This is a genomic window from Iningainema tapete BLCC-T55 (assembly GCF_014698965.1).
GTDB lineage: Bacteria > Cyanobacteriota > Cyanobacteriia > Cyanobacteriales > Nostocaceae > Iningainema > Iningainema tapete.
In genome coordinates, this window is record NZ_JACXAE010000098.1 from 238,486 (window position 1) to 255,107 (window position 16,622).

Genomic DNA, 16,622 nt, shown 5'->3' on the forward strand with positions numbered 1-16,622 from the left:
GCATAGTATCCAGTCTTTAAGTCCATAATGGATAAAATGGAGGTGAGTTGTATCGCATTTATAACAGAGGTATGAATCATGGTAACAACATCACACGTAGAGCATCTGTACACTTTTGAGGAGTATTTAACTTATGATGATGGCACGGATAATCGTTATGAACTTGAGGACGGGGTACTATTAGAGATGCCTCCAGCTTCAGACTCACATGAAGCCATCATCACTTTTTTACTGATTCGCCTTTATCAGGAAATTCAACGAATGAATCTAAACTGGGAGGTTCGTCCTAGCGGTACAGGCGTTCGTACCACTAAAAAAAAATCTCGACTTCCTGATTTAATTGTCATGACTCCAGAGCAGCGTGAGTCCATTAAAGGTAAATCCGCTGTCTTAGAAGTACCACCACTACTAGTGGTAGAAGTGGTTAGTGCTGAGTCAATAAAACGAGATTACAAAAAGAACAAGATTGAATATGCTGCATTCAAAATTCCCGAATATTGGATAGTTGACCCAATTGAAAATAAGGTAACTGTCCTGACGTTGGAAAACAACCAGTATGAGGTAAAAGTCCTTACCAGAAGCCAGCAAGTCGTCTCGAACACTTTCTCAGAACTAGTACTAACGGTTGAACAAATATTAGCATCATAAGCGATTACTTGCCGAACACCATATAGTATATTTTTCAAGCTATCATAAGTTTTGAATTGGTAAGAAGTCTATGTTCCATAGGACAAGCTGATGACACTTCAAGAACTTCAAAATCAAGCTTTGCAATTATCGATTGAGAAACGCTGGCAATTGGTGAATGTACTTCTGCACTCGCTACAAACGGAAACGATATCAGTGAGCAAACAACAGGGACTGGCTGCAAGTTTGATTGGAATTGCGAAGACAAACGCACCACCGCCGACTGATGAAGAAGTACAGGCAATGTTAAACGAGCGGCGGGTAAACAAGTATTTGTGATGCGAATTTTATTTGATACGAATGTTTTATTAGATGCCTTATTAGCTCGTGACCCCTTTGTGGAGGATGCCAAAGTATTATTTGAAGCGGTAGAAGCAGGTCAAATAAAGGGGTTCATTTCCGCAACGACGATTACCGATATTTATTACTTGGTCAGACGGCAAACGCAAAGTGATGAAGTAGCAATTGCAGCTATCACTCGGCTGTTAGCACTGATGGAAATTTGTCTGGTAGATCGTGCAGTATTGGAACAGGCAATCGCGCTTAGGTTTCAAGATTTTGAAGATGCAGTGCAAATCGCTTGTGCAATTACAACTAGGTTGGATGCGATCGTTACTCGTGATGCGGCTGGGTTTACAGGTGCAACCATCCCAGTGATGTTACCAAGAGAGTTAAGCCGTCGCCTCGTTCAGTAAGCGGTTAAGTTAGATCGGGTATGGGTGCGATCCTACCGAAAAAATTGCACATGCTAAGACTGCGTTAGGTGTTGACTAACGCAGTCTCCACTGAAAGTTTAGTAAGCTAATGCGCATTCTAAGAGTGCATAACTACTCGTGGTGGTTAACTGTTAACTGTTGACTATCAACGGTCAACAGTCATCAGCCAAAACGAATAAGGCTGCAATTTAAATGTGTAACAGCTTAACTTGTGGATCGAGTTACTTCTTATTTTTGTTTACGATTTTGATCAGATCGGCGATCGCATGAAGCAAAGTTCCGGAAAAGTAAGTCATTGCAATAATTACGGCTACTCCCACTCCCCCATACATCATTAGGGGAATAAAACCTCCTGCTTCTGGCGTTGGGGCATCAGCGCGAGTAGTCGCAACCAGAATGACTTGCTTAGTGTTAAAATCAGACATATGAAATCCTTGGTCTTGATCAGACCATAACAACGTTGCGCACTTGAAGTGGTTGCAGCCAGTTCAAGTGCAAAATTGCCAGCAATCAAGAGCGTCTCTAGTAGTAGCTAGGGACGCTTAATTGCTTTATAGGGTCAAGATAACACGAAGTAAAAAAAGATGGCAAGATGTACGATAAAAATATCGTATGTTATAAATGACGTATATTAAAGAAACTGTAAAATACAAGCTGCCCAGGATAATGACAGCATGAAAAGCACCTTCCTCTCTCGCTTTACACCAAGTTTAATGGCTCCCGAAACGCTGGAAGCTATCTTAGTACAACGTCATCAATTGGCAGACGATTTGGTAGAAGTCATCCGTGAAAGTGCGCAGACAGCAAATAAACATTTCCGCCTGTTGGTGGGGATGCGAGGTATTGGCAAGACACACATGATTGCACTGATTTATCACCGCGTCTCGAAGATGGAGGATTTACGAGATAAGTTGCTGATAGCATGGCTGCGGGAGGAGGAGTGGGGAGTTACATCTTTTTTAGATTTGCTACTGCGGATATTTCGTGCTTTTGAGAAAGAATATCCAGCAGAATATAATACTAAATTAAATCAGCAAGTAGAAGCACTTTATCAATTGTCACAGGAAGAAGCTGAATTTCAGGCAGCAGTATTGCTAAGGGAATTTGTTGGTAAACGCACCCTGCTGCTCTTGATGGAAAATTTAGATGATTTGTTCGACGGGTTGAGTGATATTGGACAAAAGCAATTGCGGGCGTACATCCAAAATTATTCATTTATAACAATTTTGGCAACAGCACAAAGTTTGTTCGATGGAGTAAGGCGGCAAGATGATCCTTTTTATGGCTTTTTCTATCCCCACTCTTTAAAGGAGTTAACATTAGATGAAGCTGTAGATTTGTTGAGGCATATTGCCAGATTAGAAGAGGATAAGGAACTAGAATCTTTCATCCAATCATCAACGGGACGCGATCGCATCAAAGCAATCCATCATTTAGCAGGTGGCAACCACCGTATTTATGTGATTTTATCTCAGTTCCTTACTCGCAAGTCACTAGATGAACTGGTGGAACCATTCATGCAGATGCTAGATGATTTAACACCGTACTATCAGGCACGAATGGTATGGCTTTCGCTGCAGCAGCGAAAGATTATTGAGTTTCTATCTGACCGCCGCCATGCTATTACTGTTAAAGAAATTGCCCAACGCTGTTTCATCACCCATCAAACAGCATCTAGTCAACTTAAGGATCTGCGGGAAAAGTGCTATGTGACTTCGCATGCGATCGGGCGTGAGTCATTTTATGAACTGCAAGAACCGTTGATGCGCTTTTGTCTGGAAGTGAAGAAGCAGCGAGGTGAACCAATACGATTATTCGTGGACTTTTTGCGGCTTTGGTATACGCGGCAAGAATTGCAAGAGCGATTGGAGTTACTTCCACCTAATGCGAAAGTGGAGCGAGAATATGTGCTTCACGCGTTACGGGCAATTAAACACGAAAGTGAAGACCCGCATGTGGCTATGTTGATAGATAACTCTGAAACTTACCTTGATAAGGCTGAATTTTTCCATGCCTTACAAGTCGCACAGAAACTAGTAGAAATTCGCGGTCACAGTTGGGACTGGTTAAATCAAGGATACTGCTTAGATGAACTTGGACGCTACGAAGAAGCGTTAGTGTCTTATGATAAGGCGATTGAGCTGGACTTAAACAATGGAACAACTTGGTTCAATCGAGGCGTGACACTAGAAAAACTGGAACGCTATGAAGAAGCTTTAGCATCATATGACTGTGTAATTGAGCTTGACTCTGATGATGTGGCTACTTGGAAAAACCGAGGCTGGGTGCTGAAAAAACTCGAACGCTATGAAGAAGCTTTAGCATTGTATGACTGGGTAATTGAGCTTGACTCGGATGATGTGACTACTTGGAAAAACCGAGGCTGGGTGCTGGGAAAACTTGAGCGCTATGAAGAAGCCTTAGTCTGCTACGACAAGTTAATTAAACTTTATCCTTTTGATGCAAGTGATTGGAAAAACCGAGGCTGGGTGCTGAAAAAACTCGAACGCTATGAGGAAGCCTTGTCATCCTATAACCAGGTAATTGAGCTTGACCCTGATGATGCAGCCGCATGGAAAAACCAAGGCTGGATGCTAGGGAAACTGGAACGTTATGAAGAAGCCTTGTCATCCTATAACCAGGTAATTGAGCTTGACCCTGATGATGGAACAACTTGGAGAAATCCAGATTGGGTGCTGGGTAAACTTCCGCGTCGTACAGAGAGCATCGTCTACAACCTGTTCAAAAGCACCCAAGACCAAGCAATGTGGAACAGTCGCATAAAAACCTTGATAGAGCTTTACGATAAGCACCAAGTTTCCTCAGCATTGGCGCAGGGACTTGTACCAAGTATTCCCACATTAATGTCAGAAATAGTGAGCGACAAAGTAGCAAGAACATGGCTGGAAATATGGCAAGAAATAGTAGATGATCGCCCTGAATTTCAAATTCCCTTACGTCTACTAAATGCTGCTGTTCGCTATCGTGAAACAAAAGGCGATCAACGTGTCTTGCTAGAACTACCCATCGAAGAACGCAAGCTGTTACAAGAGGTACTGGGGATAAAGGAATGGTAGGGGTTGGTTTGGGAATTTAGGGCGTGCGCTCTTTAGTCGCGCCCATGCGGCAAACTGCTTCATGATCATTTTCTTACCCGTGTTTCTTAGCTAGGTATCTTTTCGAGGAAACTGTCAAAAGCACTTCTGTTGATTAACTCGTTTTCTATCAATACTCGGCTTACAGCTACCAAATAAATAGGATGGACATACGCCTTTTTATCATAATTAGGTAGAATCACTAATGCTCCCGATGATGGAAACTTAAAAACTTTATGAGAGCCAGCTGTTGGCAAGGAAATGAAACCTAGCTTTAACAGCAATTTTTCTAGCTCAGTAAACATAATATTTTTAAGCATTATAACGAATCACTCTTTATAACTGGTTCATAATATCATCTCTTAAACTCTACTTCAGGTAAGTCAAAAAACGCTTCACTAACAGTTATATATGGCTTAAGATTGAATAATTCTAGTTCAGGACTATGAGTAGGTAGTGGTAAATTAATACTGCCAATGTCTTGGCGACAACCAAGAAAGAACAATCGACGCCGAAACTGAGGAGTACCAAAATCGGCGGCAAGAAGTATGCCAACCGATACGTTGTATCCTAAATTTTTCATCTTTTCTAAAATCTCTTGATATAAACTACCACCTCCAATACCTTTGAGATTAGATACATTTTCCATCACAAAAAAGGGCGGTTTCAAATTTTCTACAAACCGTAAAAACTCATAAATCATTGCACCCCGACAATCTTGGAAGCCTTTCTGTTTGCCAGCTTGACTAAACGCTTGGCAAGGAGGACCTCCAAATACAATGTCTGGGGGAATAACTTCGCCCGAAGTATTTTGCCATAGACTTAAAGGATCTTCTATGCTAGAAATATCTTTTTCAACAACGCAAACACGCTCACCGAAAAAACCGCGCAATGTTGCACAAGCATCTAACCAATTATCCAGAGTTACGCGAGTCTCTATGCAGTCTGTAAAATGAGCGCCAATGTCCATACCTCCTGCACCGCTAAATAAGCTGAAAGCTTTAAGAGAACGATTTTCAAATCCTAGAGACTGTGCTTGGTAAACTAAATTTTCAAACACAGCTTTTGCTAGTGGTACAGGTACAGCATTACCTACCTGAAGCTGCGTACTTGTGAGCGTTCCCTCAAATTTCAAATCATCGGGAAAACCCTGTAAACGAGCTGCTTCTCGCACAGTAATAAATCTGTTTTCGTAGGGGTGAACAAATTTATTAAAGACGTAACCTGTAACAGTCAACGAGGGTTTATCGGGGTCAAGGCGAATCATTCTGAGATTTGGTCCGCCTTGTCGGTTTGGGTCGTGCTTTACATAGAATTTAAAACTCTCATGCCACAGTTCTTCTGGCAGATCTTGCATTTTTTGACCTATTTTTAGTGCATCAATCCGTTTTTGTACGTCTGCTCCAACTCGCCTTGCAATGTGATTTGGAATAATTTTAAGTGTACTATTAGAATTGAAACTTTTGGGAAATCCATTCATCTCTTATATAGCTTTGTGTAAACGTGATTATACCATCAAATAAATTATATATCTCTTTTTCTGGTGACAAGTCAGCAACCTTCTTGGCTTTAGCAGTATCATCTATAGTCCACACAATATCTTGAAGTTCCAGCAAATAATCATTATAATGTCTAACAGCATGAATATTGGACATCAAAGCTGTTTTTACTGCCACTTTACTTTGCTTTGGTTTGCCTGTAGCCGCAATCTTTAACACTTGGTATATTCCCTTTTTAATATCATCAGTTCTATCCATACCTACACTAGATTTACTATCTGAAATAGATTCGTAACCTTCACCGCTTTTTCTGATTGGCCAATTAACAGGTTTAGGAATAGGTTGTCCGCAAGCATTTGTAAGCCAATATACAGGTTCAGGTAAAGTCCCTTTTCCCCGTGCAGCCTTGTTATATGCAGAATAAGCAATATTCCAAAACTGAAAGTAACGGTAAAACAGTTGGTTATCATTACCAAATACTCTTCCTATTTGCTCGTATGCCCATGTTGAAGAACTACTGCTTCCTTTTACTCCCAAATTAATCAGATCGTAGTGCCAACTTTCCTTTTGAAATTTGGGCAAAAGAATATGCAAATTAGATGACGTAAGAAACGAATTGTCTGTAGCAGCGTGTAACCTAGGTACTGGTTCACCGTCTTCTCCAAGCTCAGTTTGTAACTCTACAGGAACTGCTAAGGCAAGTGTAGTTAGTGGAGCGGCTTTCACTTCTGCCAGCAAAACTACCTTTTCTGTTTCGTCATAGATGATGACATCAACAGGCTCTGCGCCACGATAAATTTTGAGATTATTTTGTGAATTAAGTTCAAACAAGCGCTTGAGAAACACACAAAGCAAACGACTTGTTGTTTTACCAATTGTTCCAGATGGAAGTTTGTTTGCTTGGTGAAAGCAAAAATTACCTTTTAAAACGCATCGGGTGCAGGTGTTGGTGTATGGATAAACTAAAAGAGGAGAATCATCTTCTGGACAGTACAACCAACCCTTATGAGCTAATTTTGTATAATATTCAGCGGCTACAATTAGGTCAAAAGCAGCTGCCAGTGAAAGACCAGGCGAAGTAGAAGTCATTCTAGCATTTTCTAGAGCTTGTTCCACAAGAATTGCAGTTAGAGCTTCTTCATGCGGGTGTACTTCAAGCACTTTGACTCTTCCAAGCAGATGCTCCATCCAATCAACATTAACTGAATCTAATTGCCGATCACTCATATTTTTAAATCAAAAATGAAACACCTTAAGGATAAAGTAACATTGGTTACAGGTGCTACACGGGGCATTGGTAAGGGAATTGCCATTGGTCTTGGTGAAGCTGGTGCTACTGTGTATATTACTGGTCGCAGTCTCAACAATTCTAATTCAAGTGATGTTCATGGTAGTCTAACTGAAACTCAAGCAGCTGTTGAGGAAGCTGGTGGCGTATGTATTCCCGTGCAAGTAGATCACAGCAACGACGAGCAGGTGCGTTTGCTTTTTGAGCGCATCGAGGATGAGCAAGGACATCTCGACCTGCTTGTTAATAATGTTTATTCAGGAGTTCAGGTATTAAGAGATGCTAATGGGCAACCATTTTGGGATTGTGAACCAAGCCTATGGGATGCTGCCAACAATGTTGGTCTTCGTAGTCACTACGTAGCAAGTGTTTTTGCTGCCCGGATGATGACTAAGCGTAATTCTGGACTGATTTGCACCATTTCCTCTTGGGGCGGCTTGTCTTATATCTTTGGTACAGCATACGGTACTGGTAAAGCAGCTTGCGATCGCCTAGCTGCTGACATGGCTGTTGAGCTAAAGCCGCATAACATCACTTCTATTTCAATTTGGCCCGGAATTGTAGGGACTGAACATATTTCCCAGCTAGCATCATCCATGAACGAGAAAAATGTTACGGATAAGAATTACGCTGTGTTTACCGAACGTTACAATTGGGAAACTCCCTTGTTAACAGGATGGGTTATTGCTGCACTTGCAAGCGATCCAAATGTAATCCGCCGTACAGGAGGAGTGCAAATTGTTGCCGAACTAGCAAAGCAATATGGACTGGTAGATAGAGATGGAAATCGTCCCGTGTCGCTACGCTCTTTGCGTTTTATTTTACCCTCGGCGTTGCCCGCACTGAGAGAATACTCATGGCTTATACCTGACTTTAAAGTGCCTTGGTCACTTTTAATACAGTTCATATTGAGTTCACCTAAAATTTGACTAGAGCGCTCTTGTAACAATAGTTAAAAAATATATTTGAAAAATATTCTCTTGAAAACTACTGTAGCATTTGCTAAGAAAAAGGTGAGATAATGACAATTGTGACACGCGAACAAACAAACATGTTGGGTCAGACTATATCTCTCTACCAAAAAAGCAAAAATACGGTACGAGAAAACAAACATGACAAACAACCTCACGCTATTGTTATTGGCGGTGGTATTGCTGGATTGTTAGCAGTCCATGTACTGACAAAATACTTTGAGCAAGTCACTATTATTGAACGCGATCGCTATCCAGAAAGACCAGAACCTCGGCAAGGAGTCCCCCAATCACACCAAACACACGCACTGCTAGCACGAGGACAGCGCATTTTTGAGGAGTTATTTCCAGGACTGCAAGAAGAAATTATTAACCAAGGAACACAATTAATTGATTTCACAGCAGATTGTCCTCTACTGTTACTCGGTCATTGGACTCCGCGCTTTACATCTGACATAATTAGCTATGGCTGCACGCGCAACCTTTTAGAAGCCACTGTACGCAACCGTTTAGCTAATAATAACTCTATAAAATTTTTAGAAAAGACACTTGTCACAAATTTATTAGCTGATACCAATAAAGCTACAATTACGGGAGTTCAAATTCAAAACAGTGATGGGAGCAAAACAGAACTGAATGCCCAATTGGTGGTAGATGCTTCCGGGCGAAATTCAAAAGCATCTCAATGGTTACAGATGCTTGGATATGAGATACCCAAGGAGACAAAGGTCAATTCTTTTCTGGGGTATGCCACTCGCTTTTATGAATCCCTAAGTGATATTTTACCAAAATGCAAAGCATTATACATCATGCCTCAAGCTCCAAAAGATACCCGAGGTGGTACACTTTATCAGATAGAAAACGGTCACTGGATGGTTTGTCTTATAGGCGTTGGTCGAGATTATCCTCCTACCGATGAAACAGGCTTTCTCAACTTTGCTCGCTCTCTCAAAGAGCCGGAAATTTATAATGCGATCGCTGATGCTAAACCTCTAACTCCTATTTATGGATACCAGCGCACGGAGAATTGTTGGCGTCACTACGAGCAGCTTTCCCGAATACCAGAAAACTTTATTGTGTTAGGTGATGCAGCCTGTACTTTCAATCCCGTCTATGGTCAAGGTATGACTGTTGCTGCCCTGGGTGCTGTAACTTTAGATCGTTGTCTCAAACAACATAATCGAAAGTTTACAGGTTTTGCTTTGCGCTTTCAAAAACAACTAGCTAGAGTTAATACAACCCCTTGGCTAATGGCGACTAGCGACGATTTTCGATGGTCTACAACCCAAGGAGGGCGACCAAATTTATTGATTAAGTTGATGCATTGGTATCTCGATCAAGTAATGCATACTGCAAGTAAAAATGCAGAAGTATACAAAGTTTTTGCACAAGTCATGCACTTGCTGGAGCCAACAACCAAATTATTCCAACTCAATGTTTTGGTACAAGTCCTGCTTAATAGGGGTTTGCGTGCCAATCCGGAAAAATAGTACGCAGACGGAATGTAGCTCATATTTTTAAATCAAACTAACATTCCGGCAATACAAGCGGTAATAAAACCAGCTAGCAATCCCCCAATCATTGCGCGGATACCCATACGAGCTAAGTCGTGCTGGCGTTGGGGTGCGATCGCACTAATTCCACCTATAGTAATACCAACCGAACCTAAATTAGCAAAATTACATAATGCATAAGTAGCAATAATTACTGCATGCTGCGAAATTTGCTGCTTCTCAATCAGCGTCTTCAAATCCAAGTAAGCGATAAACTCATTGAGAATTGTCTTTTTACCCAACAACGCCCCCACCTTTCCACAATCAGCCATAGGCACACCCATCAACCAAGCTACGGGAGCCATAATAAAAGATAGTATCCACTGCAAAGACAAGGAGCGCAAGCCAACCAACGAACCGAACCATCCAAGCATTGCATCAACAGCAGCTAACAACCCCAAAAAGGCAATAATCATCACCCCGACGTTAACTGCCATTTTTACACCGTCCAATGCTCCCGTAGTAGCAGCATCAATTACGTTAACATAGTTGGTTTTGACTTCCATCTTTACCTTACCCACAGTATCAGATACTTCCGTTTCTGGGTAAAGCAGTTTTGCTACCACCAAAGATGTGGGAGCAGTCATAAAGAAAGCAGCAATTAAGTGTTCTGCTGGTATACCAAAAGATAAATATGCTCCCAATACTCCGCCTGCAACTGTCGCAAAACCTCCTGTCATTACCGCAAACAATTCTGATTGCGTCATAGTTGCTACAAAAGGCTTAACTATCAGCGGTGACTCAGTTGGTCCTACAAAGATATTACCAGCACAGGATAAAGACTCAGCCCCAGATGTTTTCATCGTCCTCATCATTACCCATGCCAAGCCACTCACTATCCGCTGTAAGATGCCGTAGTGATACAACACACTGATGAAGGCAGAAAAAAAGATAATTGTGGGTAGCACTTGGAAAGCAAATAGGTGCTCCTTAAAATTATCTCCAAACACGAACTTTGCCCCAACATCAGAAAATGCTAAAAAGTTACTTACCACATCGCCCAAAGATTTAAATACTTTCAACCCCCAAGGCGTTTTCAGAATTAGTAGAGCAAATACAAACTCCAACCCCAACCCCCACGCCACAGTTCCCCAACGCACGGCGTGACGGTTGATAGAGAAGGCGTAGGATATGCCTACGAAAACTAATAGCCCCAGTGCAGATATAACACGCTCCATAATCACTTCCGAACCATGAATCACTAAAACATACACAAAAATGGGAACAATAAACCTGCACTCAGAAGAATATTTGTGTAGGGAGAAAACGGTTATGGTGGCACTGACTGGGTATCAAATTAAAGAACAAATTTACAATGGCACCAGAACCCAGGTTTATCGAGGTGTGAGAGAATTAGACCAAAAACCAGTGGTAATCAAACTGCTGCGGCGTGAATATCCCACTTTCAACGAACTCGTACAGTTCCGCAATCAGTACACCATTGCCAAAAACCTTGACATTGATGGTATTATCAAAACCTATAACCTGGAAAACCACCAAAATAGCTACGCCTTAATTATGGAGGATTTTGGCGGTGTTTCCCTTCAGGATTACATCACCAATGTAGAGACGCGCCATGGCGCGTCTCTACAAGAATTTCTGCATATTGCCTTGCAAATCGTCACAACCCTATATGAACTGTATCGCCACCGAGTGATTCACAAAGATATCAAACCTGCCAACATCTTGATTAATCCCAGTACTAAGCAAGTTAAACTGATCGACTTTAGTATCGCTTCCCTACTACCCAGAGAAACACAAACTCTCACCAATCCCAACATTCTTGAAGGAACACTTGCTTACCTGTCTCCCGAACAAACTGGACGAATGAACCGGGGTATTGACTTCCGTAGTGACTTCTATTCTTTGGGTGTCACCTTTTTTGAACTTCTAACCGGACAGCTACCGTTTGTATCGGATGACCCGATGGATTTAGTATACTGTCATTTGGCGAAGCTTCCTCCACAAGTCCATCATCTTAATCCTGACATTCCTCCAATCCTCTCAGAAATTATTAGTAAATTGATGGCGAAAAACGCCGAAGATAGGTATCAAAGCGCTTTGGGGTTACAACATGACTTACTCGTGTGTTTACAAGCCTGGAATGAAACTGGAACTATTTACACTTTTAAATTAGGGCAAAGTGATCAAAGCGATCGCTTTATGATACCAGAAAAACTTTATGGGCGTGAAGCACAAGTGAAAGAGTTACTTGATGCCTTTGCGCGAGTAGCAGCGGGAAAAACTGAGATGGTTTTAGTTGCAGGTTTATCTGGTATTGGTAAAACTGCTGTGATTAACGAAGTCCATAAACCTATTGTAAAACAACGGGGTTATTTTATCAAAGGTAAATTTGATCAATTGGGGCGCAATGTTCCTTTGAGTGCATTCGTGCAAGCTTTTCGAGACTTAATGCTGCAATTACTAAGTGAAACGGATGCTCAACTACAACAGTGGAAAACTAAAATTTTAGCTGCTTTGGGTACACAAGGTAGGGTAATTATTGATGTTATTCCCGAATTAGAAAAAATTATTGGACAACAACCCCCTATTGTTGAACTTTCTGGTAGCGCTGCTCAAAACCGCTTTAATTTACTGTTACCTAAATTCATCCAAGTTTTTACAACCCTTAAGCATCCTTTAGTGATATTTATCGATGATTTGCAATGGGCAGATTCAGCATCTTTGAATTTAATGCAATTATTAATGAATGACAGAGATGGCTATTTATTATTTTTGGGTACTTATCGGGATAATGAAGTAAAGACGCAAAATTATGCGTCTCTACATCCTTTAATGCTAACTTTACAACAAATTCAAGCAAAAGGAGTAACTATTAATACTATTACTCTTACACCTTTGCAACAATCTGATTTAAATCATTTAGTTGCCGATACTCTTAATTGTACAAAAGAACTTGCTTTACCTCTGACTGAATTAGTTTTTCATAAAACACAAGGTAATCCCTTCTTTAGCAATCAATTTCTCAAAGCTTTATATGAAGATGGGCTGATTAATTTTAACCCCCCTCTGTCCCTCACCCCCCTTTCATCCCCCCGAAGTTCGGGGGGACAGAGGGGGGTGGGGTGGCAATGTGATATTGCTCAGGTAAAAGCATTGGCGCTCACGGATGATGTGGTAGAGTTTATGGCGCTACAACTACAAAAGTTGCCACAACCTACTCAGGCAATTTTAAAGCTAGCGGCTTGTATTGGTAATCAGTTTGATTTAAACACACTGTCCATTGTATATGAAAAATCTCAAAATGAGACTGCGGCAGATTTGTGGAAAGCTATGCAAGAAGGGCTTGTTATTCCCACAACTGAAGTTTATAAGTTTTATCAAGAAGAAACTGCTAATAGTCAATTGCTAATGGTTAATAGCAATGAACAATTAGCAATTAGCAATGAGCAATTACCAAATTATAAATTCCTTCATGATAGAGTACAACAAGCAGCTTATTCTCTAATTCCAGCAGACAAAAAACAGTTAACTCACTTGACAATTGGGCGTCTTTTGTTAAAAAATACGGAAGTAAATGACCTTCAAGAAAAGATTTGTCAGATTGTCAATCAGTTAAATGCAGGTGTAGAGTTAATTACGCAGCAGGCTGAAAGAGAAGAACTAGCACAGTTGAATTTAATTGCTGTTCGTAAAGCAAAGGCTGCTACTGCCTATGGGGCTGCTATTGAGTATGTAAACGTGGGAATAAAGCTGCTAGCAGATAGTTGGGAGCAATATGAGTTAAGTTTGGCACTGTATGAGTTAGCTGTTGAGGCTGCTTACTTATATGGTTCTTTTGATTTGATGGAACAATTGGCGGAAACTGTGTTCAACCAAGCTAAAACTTTACTTGACAAAATTAAAGTCTATGAGATTAAAATTCAAGCATATACATCGCAGAACAAACTTTTACAATCAATTGCGATCGCACAACAATTACTCCTTCAGTTTGGAGTAAGTTTTCCAGACATTCCCACCCAGGAGGATATTCAGCAAGCACTCCAAGAAACAAAAGCATTACTAGCTCAGAAAACCGTTGAAGACTTGATTGACTTGCCATTGATGACGGATGCCGAGCAACTAGCTATCATGCGTATAGTATCAAGTGTGATGCCAGCTATATATATAGCTTCTCCCATCTTATATCCACTAATGATATTATCTCAGGTTAACGCATCAATTCAGCATGGAAATGCACCGTTTTCTGCCTTTTTTTATGCAAGTTACGGTGTGATTTTAAATGGTATAGTACAAGATATTGAAGCAGCAGATTTGATTGGTAGGTTAGCTTTAGGTTTGATGAAAAAAATCAATGCTAAAGAAATAAAATCCCGAACATTGTTAATCTTAGGCTCATTAGTTCTTCATGGTAAGTCACACCTTCGTAAGACTTTACCATTTTTACTAGAAAGTTATCAAGTAGGACTAGAAACAGGAGATCTAGAATTTGTTGGCTACGCTGTTAAAGACATCTGCCAGTATTCTTATTTAAGTAGTCTAGAATTAGAAAAACTAGAAAAAGAAATAAGGGTTTATAGTAAAGTCCTAGTCAACCTCAAGCAAGTAACTACATTAAATTATTGTCACATCTATTGGCAAGCCGTGTTAAACTTACTAGGAAGAACAAATAATCCCTATATTTTATCAGGTGAAGTAGACAAGGAAGAGAAATTTTTACCGCTGTTACTAGAAGCAAACGATCTCACTGGACTTCATTCGTTTTATGTTCATAAACTCATTCTCTGTTACATGTTTTGTGACTCACAAGATTTAGTGATAGAAATTGCAGCTAAAGCCAGACATTATTTAGCAGGAGGCATAGGATACGTTACCGTGCCTATTTTTCATTTTTATGATTCGTTAACAGCCTTGGCGGGATATTCCGAAAGATCGACACAAAAGCATTTACTTGAACAAGTAGCAGATAACCAACTAAAATTACAAAAATGGGCATACTATGCGCCTATGAATTATCTGCATAAATTTTATCTAGTGGAAGCAGAACGGTATCGTGTTCTCAATCAAAAGCTGGAAGCAATGGAGTATTATGACAAAGCTATTGTTCTAGCTAAAGAAAACGAATATCTTCAAGAAGAAGCCCTTGCTAACGAACTGGCAGCTAAGTTTTATTTACAATTGGGCAAAGATAAAATAGCACAAGTATATCTGACAGAAGCTTATTACTGCTATGCTCGATGGGGAGCAATAGCCAAAATAAATGACTTAGAAAAATATTATGGGCAATTACTAACTCCCATTTTACAAAGAGAAAATCGACTCAATTGTGATGACACCCTCACCAATTCCACCCATCAATCAAAATCTATTAGTCGGAGTAACCGAACAATCGTTTCTAGTAGCACAAGTGTTTCAGCAGCTTTAGATTTGGCAACGGTGATTAAAGCATCTCTTGCACTTTCTAGTGAAATTGAACTGGATAAATTGCTATCCGCATTGATGCAAGTGGTGCTTGAGAATGTAGCAGCTCAAAAATGTGCTTTAATCATGATTAAAGCCAACTCCTTAGTGATAGAAGCAATGGCTATCGGGGAAGCAACAATAGTCTTACAATCTACCCCTGTTGATTCTACTCAAGAAATTCCTACCACTCTGATAAATTATGTAAATCGCACTTTAGAAACACTGGTGATAGATGATGCGACTATCCAAACTTTTTTTGCAAGCGATCGCTACATTAACCAACAACAACCCAAAAGTATATTATGTACCCCAATTCTCACTCAAGGCAAGTTAATAGCTATCCTATACTTAGAGAATAAACTCACAGCAGGAGTATTTACAAGCGATCGCCTCACCCTCATCAACCTCCTGTGTTCCCAAGCTGCTATTTCCTTAGAAAATGCTCGTCTTTATCAGCAATCTCAAGATTCCTTAGAAAACCTTAAACAAATGCAACTACAACTCGTGCAAAACGAGAAAATGTCCGCATTAGGGAATCTAGTTGCAGGAGTAGCCCACGAAATCAACAACCCTGTGGGATTCATTGCAGGTAATTTACAACCAGCTAAAGAATACATTCAAGACTTAATCAACCTGATTAACCTTTATCAACAGCACTATCCCAACCCAGTTGAAGAAATTGAAAACGAAATCGAAGCGATGAATCTAGAATTTCTGCAAGAGGATTTGCCAAAACTAATTTCTTCAATGAAACTGGGTATCGATCGCATTCGTAATATTAGCACCAGTTTGCGCACCTTTTCGCGGGCAGATACAGAACACAAAATTCCCTTCAATATCCATGAAGGCATTGACAGTACCATCTTGATTCTCCAGCATCGTCTCAAAGCAACCGAGACTCGCCCTGCAATTTCTGTAATCAAAGACTACGGTGATTTGCCCCAAGTTGAATGCTTTGGTGGGCAACTAAATCAGGTATTTATGAACTTGTTAGCAAATGCGATTGATGCGATAGAGGAGCTTTTGAGCAGGGGAGTCGGGGAGCAGGGGAGTCGGGGAGAAATACTAATCCAAAATCCACAGATTTGGATTCGCACAGAAGTAAATTTAGAAAAGACAAGTGTTGTAATTCGGATTCAAGATAATGGAGTGGGAATGACAGAGGAAGTTAAGCAGAAAATTTTTGAACATTTGTACACAACTAAACCTGTGGGTAAAGGTACAGGTTTAGGATTGACAATTGCCCGTCAAATTGTTGTCGAAAAGCACGGGGGAACCCTCACTTGTCAGTCAGAAATTGGCAAAGGAACCGAGTTTGCGATCGCCATTCCAATGATTTTGTGACTCTACACATGTACGGTGTTTTTTCAAAAATTTGCGGAGGAGTCA

11 protein-coding genes are annotated in these 16,622 nt (G+C 40.5%); 7 read left to right on the forward strand and 4 right to left on the reverse strand.

Going from position 1 to position 16,622, the window contains the following annotated elements:
• Nucleotides 1–78: 78 nt before the first annotated feature.
• From ICL16_RS33105 to ICL16_RS33115, 3 genes are all read left to right on the forward strand, one after another.
• Nucleotides 79–648, forward strand: coding sequence for a Uma2 family endonuclease (locus tag ICL16_RS33105; RefSeq protein WP_190835816.1), 570 nt, complete (start codon nucleotides 79–81; stop codon nucleotides 646–648).
• Between the two features lie 90 nt (nucleotides 649–738).
• Nucleotides 739–966 (forward strand): hypothetical protein, encoded by a 228-nt coding sequence (locus ICL16_RS33110; protein ID WP_190835817.1) that lies wholly within the window; start codon nucleotides 739–741, stop codon nucleotides 964–966.
• Entirely contained in the window at nucleotides 966–1,382 is a 417-nt protein-coding gene (locus ICL16_RS33115) for a PIN domain-containing protein (RefSeq protein ID WP_190835926.1), read from the forward strand. The genes ICL16_RS33110 and ICL16_RS33115 overlap by 1 nt, the downstream gene beginning before the upstream one ends.
• A gap of 242 nt (nucleotides 1,383–1,624) precedes the next feature.
• Here the strand turns inward: ICL16_RS33115 and ICL16_RS33120 are convergent, their stop codons facing one another.
• The gene (locus tag ICL16_RS33120) at nucleotides 1,625–1,828 is read right to left on the reverse strand and encodes a hypothetical protein (protein WP_190835818.1); all 204 of its coding nucleotides are present in this window, start codon (nucleotides 1,826–1,828) and stop codon (nucleotides 1,625–1,627) included.
• A 249-nt stretch (nucleotides 1,829–2,077) separates the two neighbouring features.
• Between ICL16_RS33120 and ICL16_RS33125 the strand changes: the two genes are divergently transcribed.
• Entirely contained in the window at nucleotides 2,078–4,480 is a 2,403-nt protein-coding gene (locus ICL16_RS33125; protein WP_190835819.1) for a tetratricopeptide repeat protein, read from the forward strand.
• 373 nt (nucleotides 4,481–4,853) lie between these two features.
• On the opposite strand, the gene ICL16_RS33130 is transcribed toward ICL16_RS33125, so the two are convergent.
• Entirely contained in the window at nucleotides 4,854–5,978 is a 1,125-nt protein-coding gene (locus ICL16_RS33130; RefSeq protein WP_190835820.1) for a DNA (cytosine-5-)-methyltransferase, read from the reverse strand.
• On the reverse strand, nucleotides 5,947–7,224 hold the full coding sequence (locus tag ICL16_RS33135; protein WP_190835821.1) for a hypothetical protein: 1,278 nt from the start codon (nucleotides 7,222–7,224) through the stop codon (nucleotides 5,947–5,949). The genes ICL16_RS33130 and ICL16_RS33135 overlap by 32 nt, the downstream gene beginning before the upstream one ends.
• A 15-nt stretch (nucleotides 7,225–7,239) precedes the next feature.
• On the opposite strand from ICL16_RS33135, the gene ICL16_RS33140 reads away from it, so the two are divergent.
• Together ICL16_RS33140 and ICL16_RS33145 are read left to right on the forward strand one after the other, a co-directional pair.
• On the forward strand, nucleotides 7,240–8,214 hold the full coding sequence (locus tag ICL16_RS33140; RefSeq protein WP_190835822.1) for an SDR family NAD(P)-dependent oxidoreductase: 975 nt from the start codon (nucleotides 7,240–7,242) through the stop codon (nucleotides 8,212–8,214).
• Between the two features lie 92 nt (nucleotides 8,215–8,306).
• On the forward strand, nucleotides 8,307–9,746 hold the full coding sequence (locus tag ICL16_RS33145; RefSeq protein WP_238361063.1) for an FAD-dependent oxidoreductase: 1,440 nt from the start codon (nucleotides 8,307–8,309) through the stop codon (nucleotides 9,744–9,746).
• A gap of 32 nt (nucleotides 9,747–9,778) precedes the next feature.
• Here the strand turns inward: ICL16_RS33145 and ICL16_RS33150 are convergent, their stop codons facing one another.
• Entirely contained in the window at nucleotides 9,779–10,987 is a 1,209-nt protein-coding gene (locus ICL16_RS33150) for a NupC/NupG family nucleoside CNT transporter (protein WP_190835823.1), read from the reverse strand.
• 40 nt (nucleotides 10,988–11,027) lie between these two features.
• Here ICL16_RS33150 and ICL16_RS33155 point away from each other — a divergent pair, with 40 nt between their 5' ends.
• Nucleotides 11,028–16,577, forward strand: coding sequence for a trifunctional serine/threonine-protein kinase/ATP-binding protein/sensor histidine kinase (locus ICL16_RS33155; protein ID WP_238361064.1), 5,550 nt, complete (start codon nucleotides 11,028–11,030; stop codon nucleotides 16,575–16,577).
• The last annotated feature ends 45 nt before the right edge of the window (nucleotides 16,578–16,622 follow it).

What these genes read in the sequence shown, in the direction of transcription:
- ICL16_RS33155 (WP_238361064.1), top strand. Translation starts at nt 11,028, where the DNA reads ATGGGAACAATAAACCTGCACTCAGAAGAATATTTGTGTAGGGAGAAA.
- ICL16_RS33150 (WP_190835823.1), bottom strand. Translation starts at nt 10,987, where the DNA reads ATGGAGCGTGTTATATCTGCACTGGGGCTATTAGTTTTCGTAGGCATA.
- ICL16_RS33125 (WP_190835819.1), top strand. Translation starts at nt 2,078, where the DNA reads ATGAAAAGCACCTTCCTCTCTCGCTTTACACCAAGTTTAATGGCTCCC.
- ICL16_RS33140 (WP_190835822.1), top strand. Translation starts at nt 7,240, where the DNA reads ATGAAACACCTTAAGGATAAAGTAACATTGGTTACAGGTGCTACACGG.
- ICL16_RS33105 (WP_190835816.1), top strand. Translation starts at nt 79, where the DNA reads ATGGTAACAACATCACACGTAGAGCATCTGTACACTTTTGAGGAGTAT.
- ICL16_RS33115 (WP_190835926.1), top strand. Translation starts at nt 966, where the DNA reads ATGCGAATTTTATTTGATACGAATGTTTTATTAGATGCCTTATTAGCT.
- ICL16_RS33110 (WP_190835817.1), top strand. Translation starts at nt 739, where the DNA reads ATGACACTTCAAGAACTTCAAAATCAAGCTTTGCAATTATCGATTGAG.
- ICL16_RS33130 (WP_190835820.1), bottom strand. Translation starts at nt 5,978, where the DNA reads ATGAATGGATTTCCCAAAAGTTTCAATTCTAATAGTACACTTAAAATT.
- ICL16_RS33120 (WP_190835818.1), bottom strand. Translation starts at nt 1,828, where the DNA reads ATGTCTGATTTTAACACTAAGCAAGTCATTCTGGTTGCGACTACTCGC.
- ICL16_RS33145 (WP_238361063.1), top strand. Translation starts at nt 8,307, where the DNA reads ATGACAATTGTGACACGCGAACAAACAAACATGTTGGGTCAGACTATA.
- ICL16_RS33135 (WP_190835821.1), bottom strand. Translation starts at nt 7,224, where the DNA reads ATGAGTGATCGGCAATTAGATTCAGTTAATGTTGATTGGATGGAGCAT.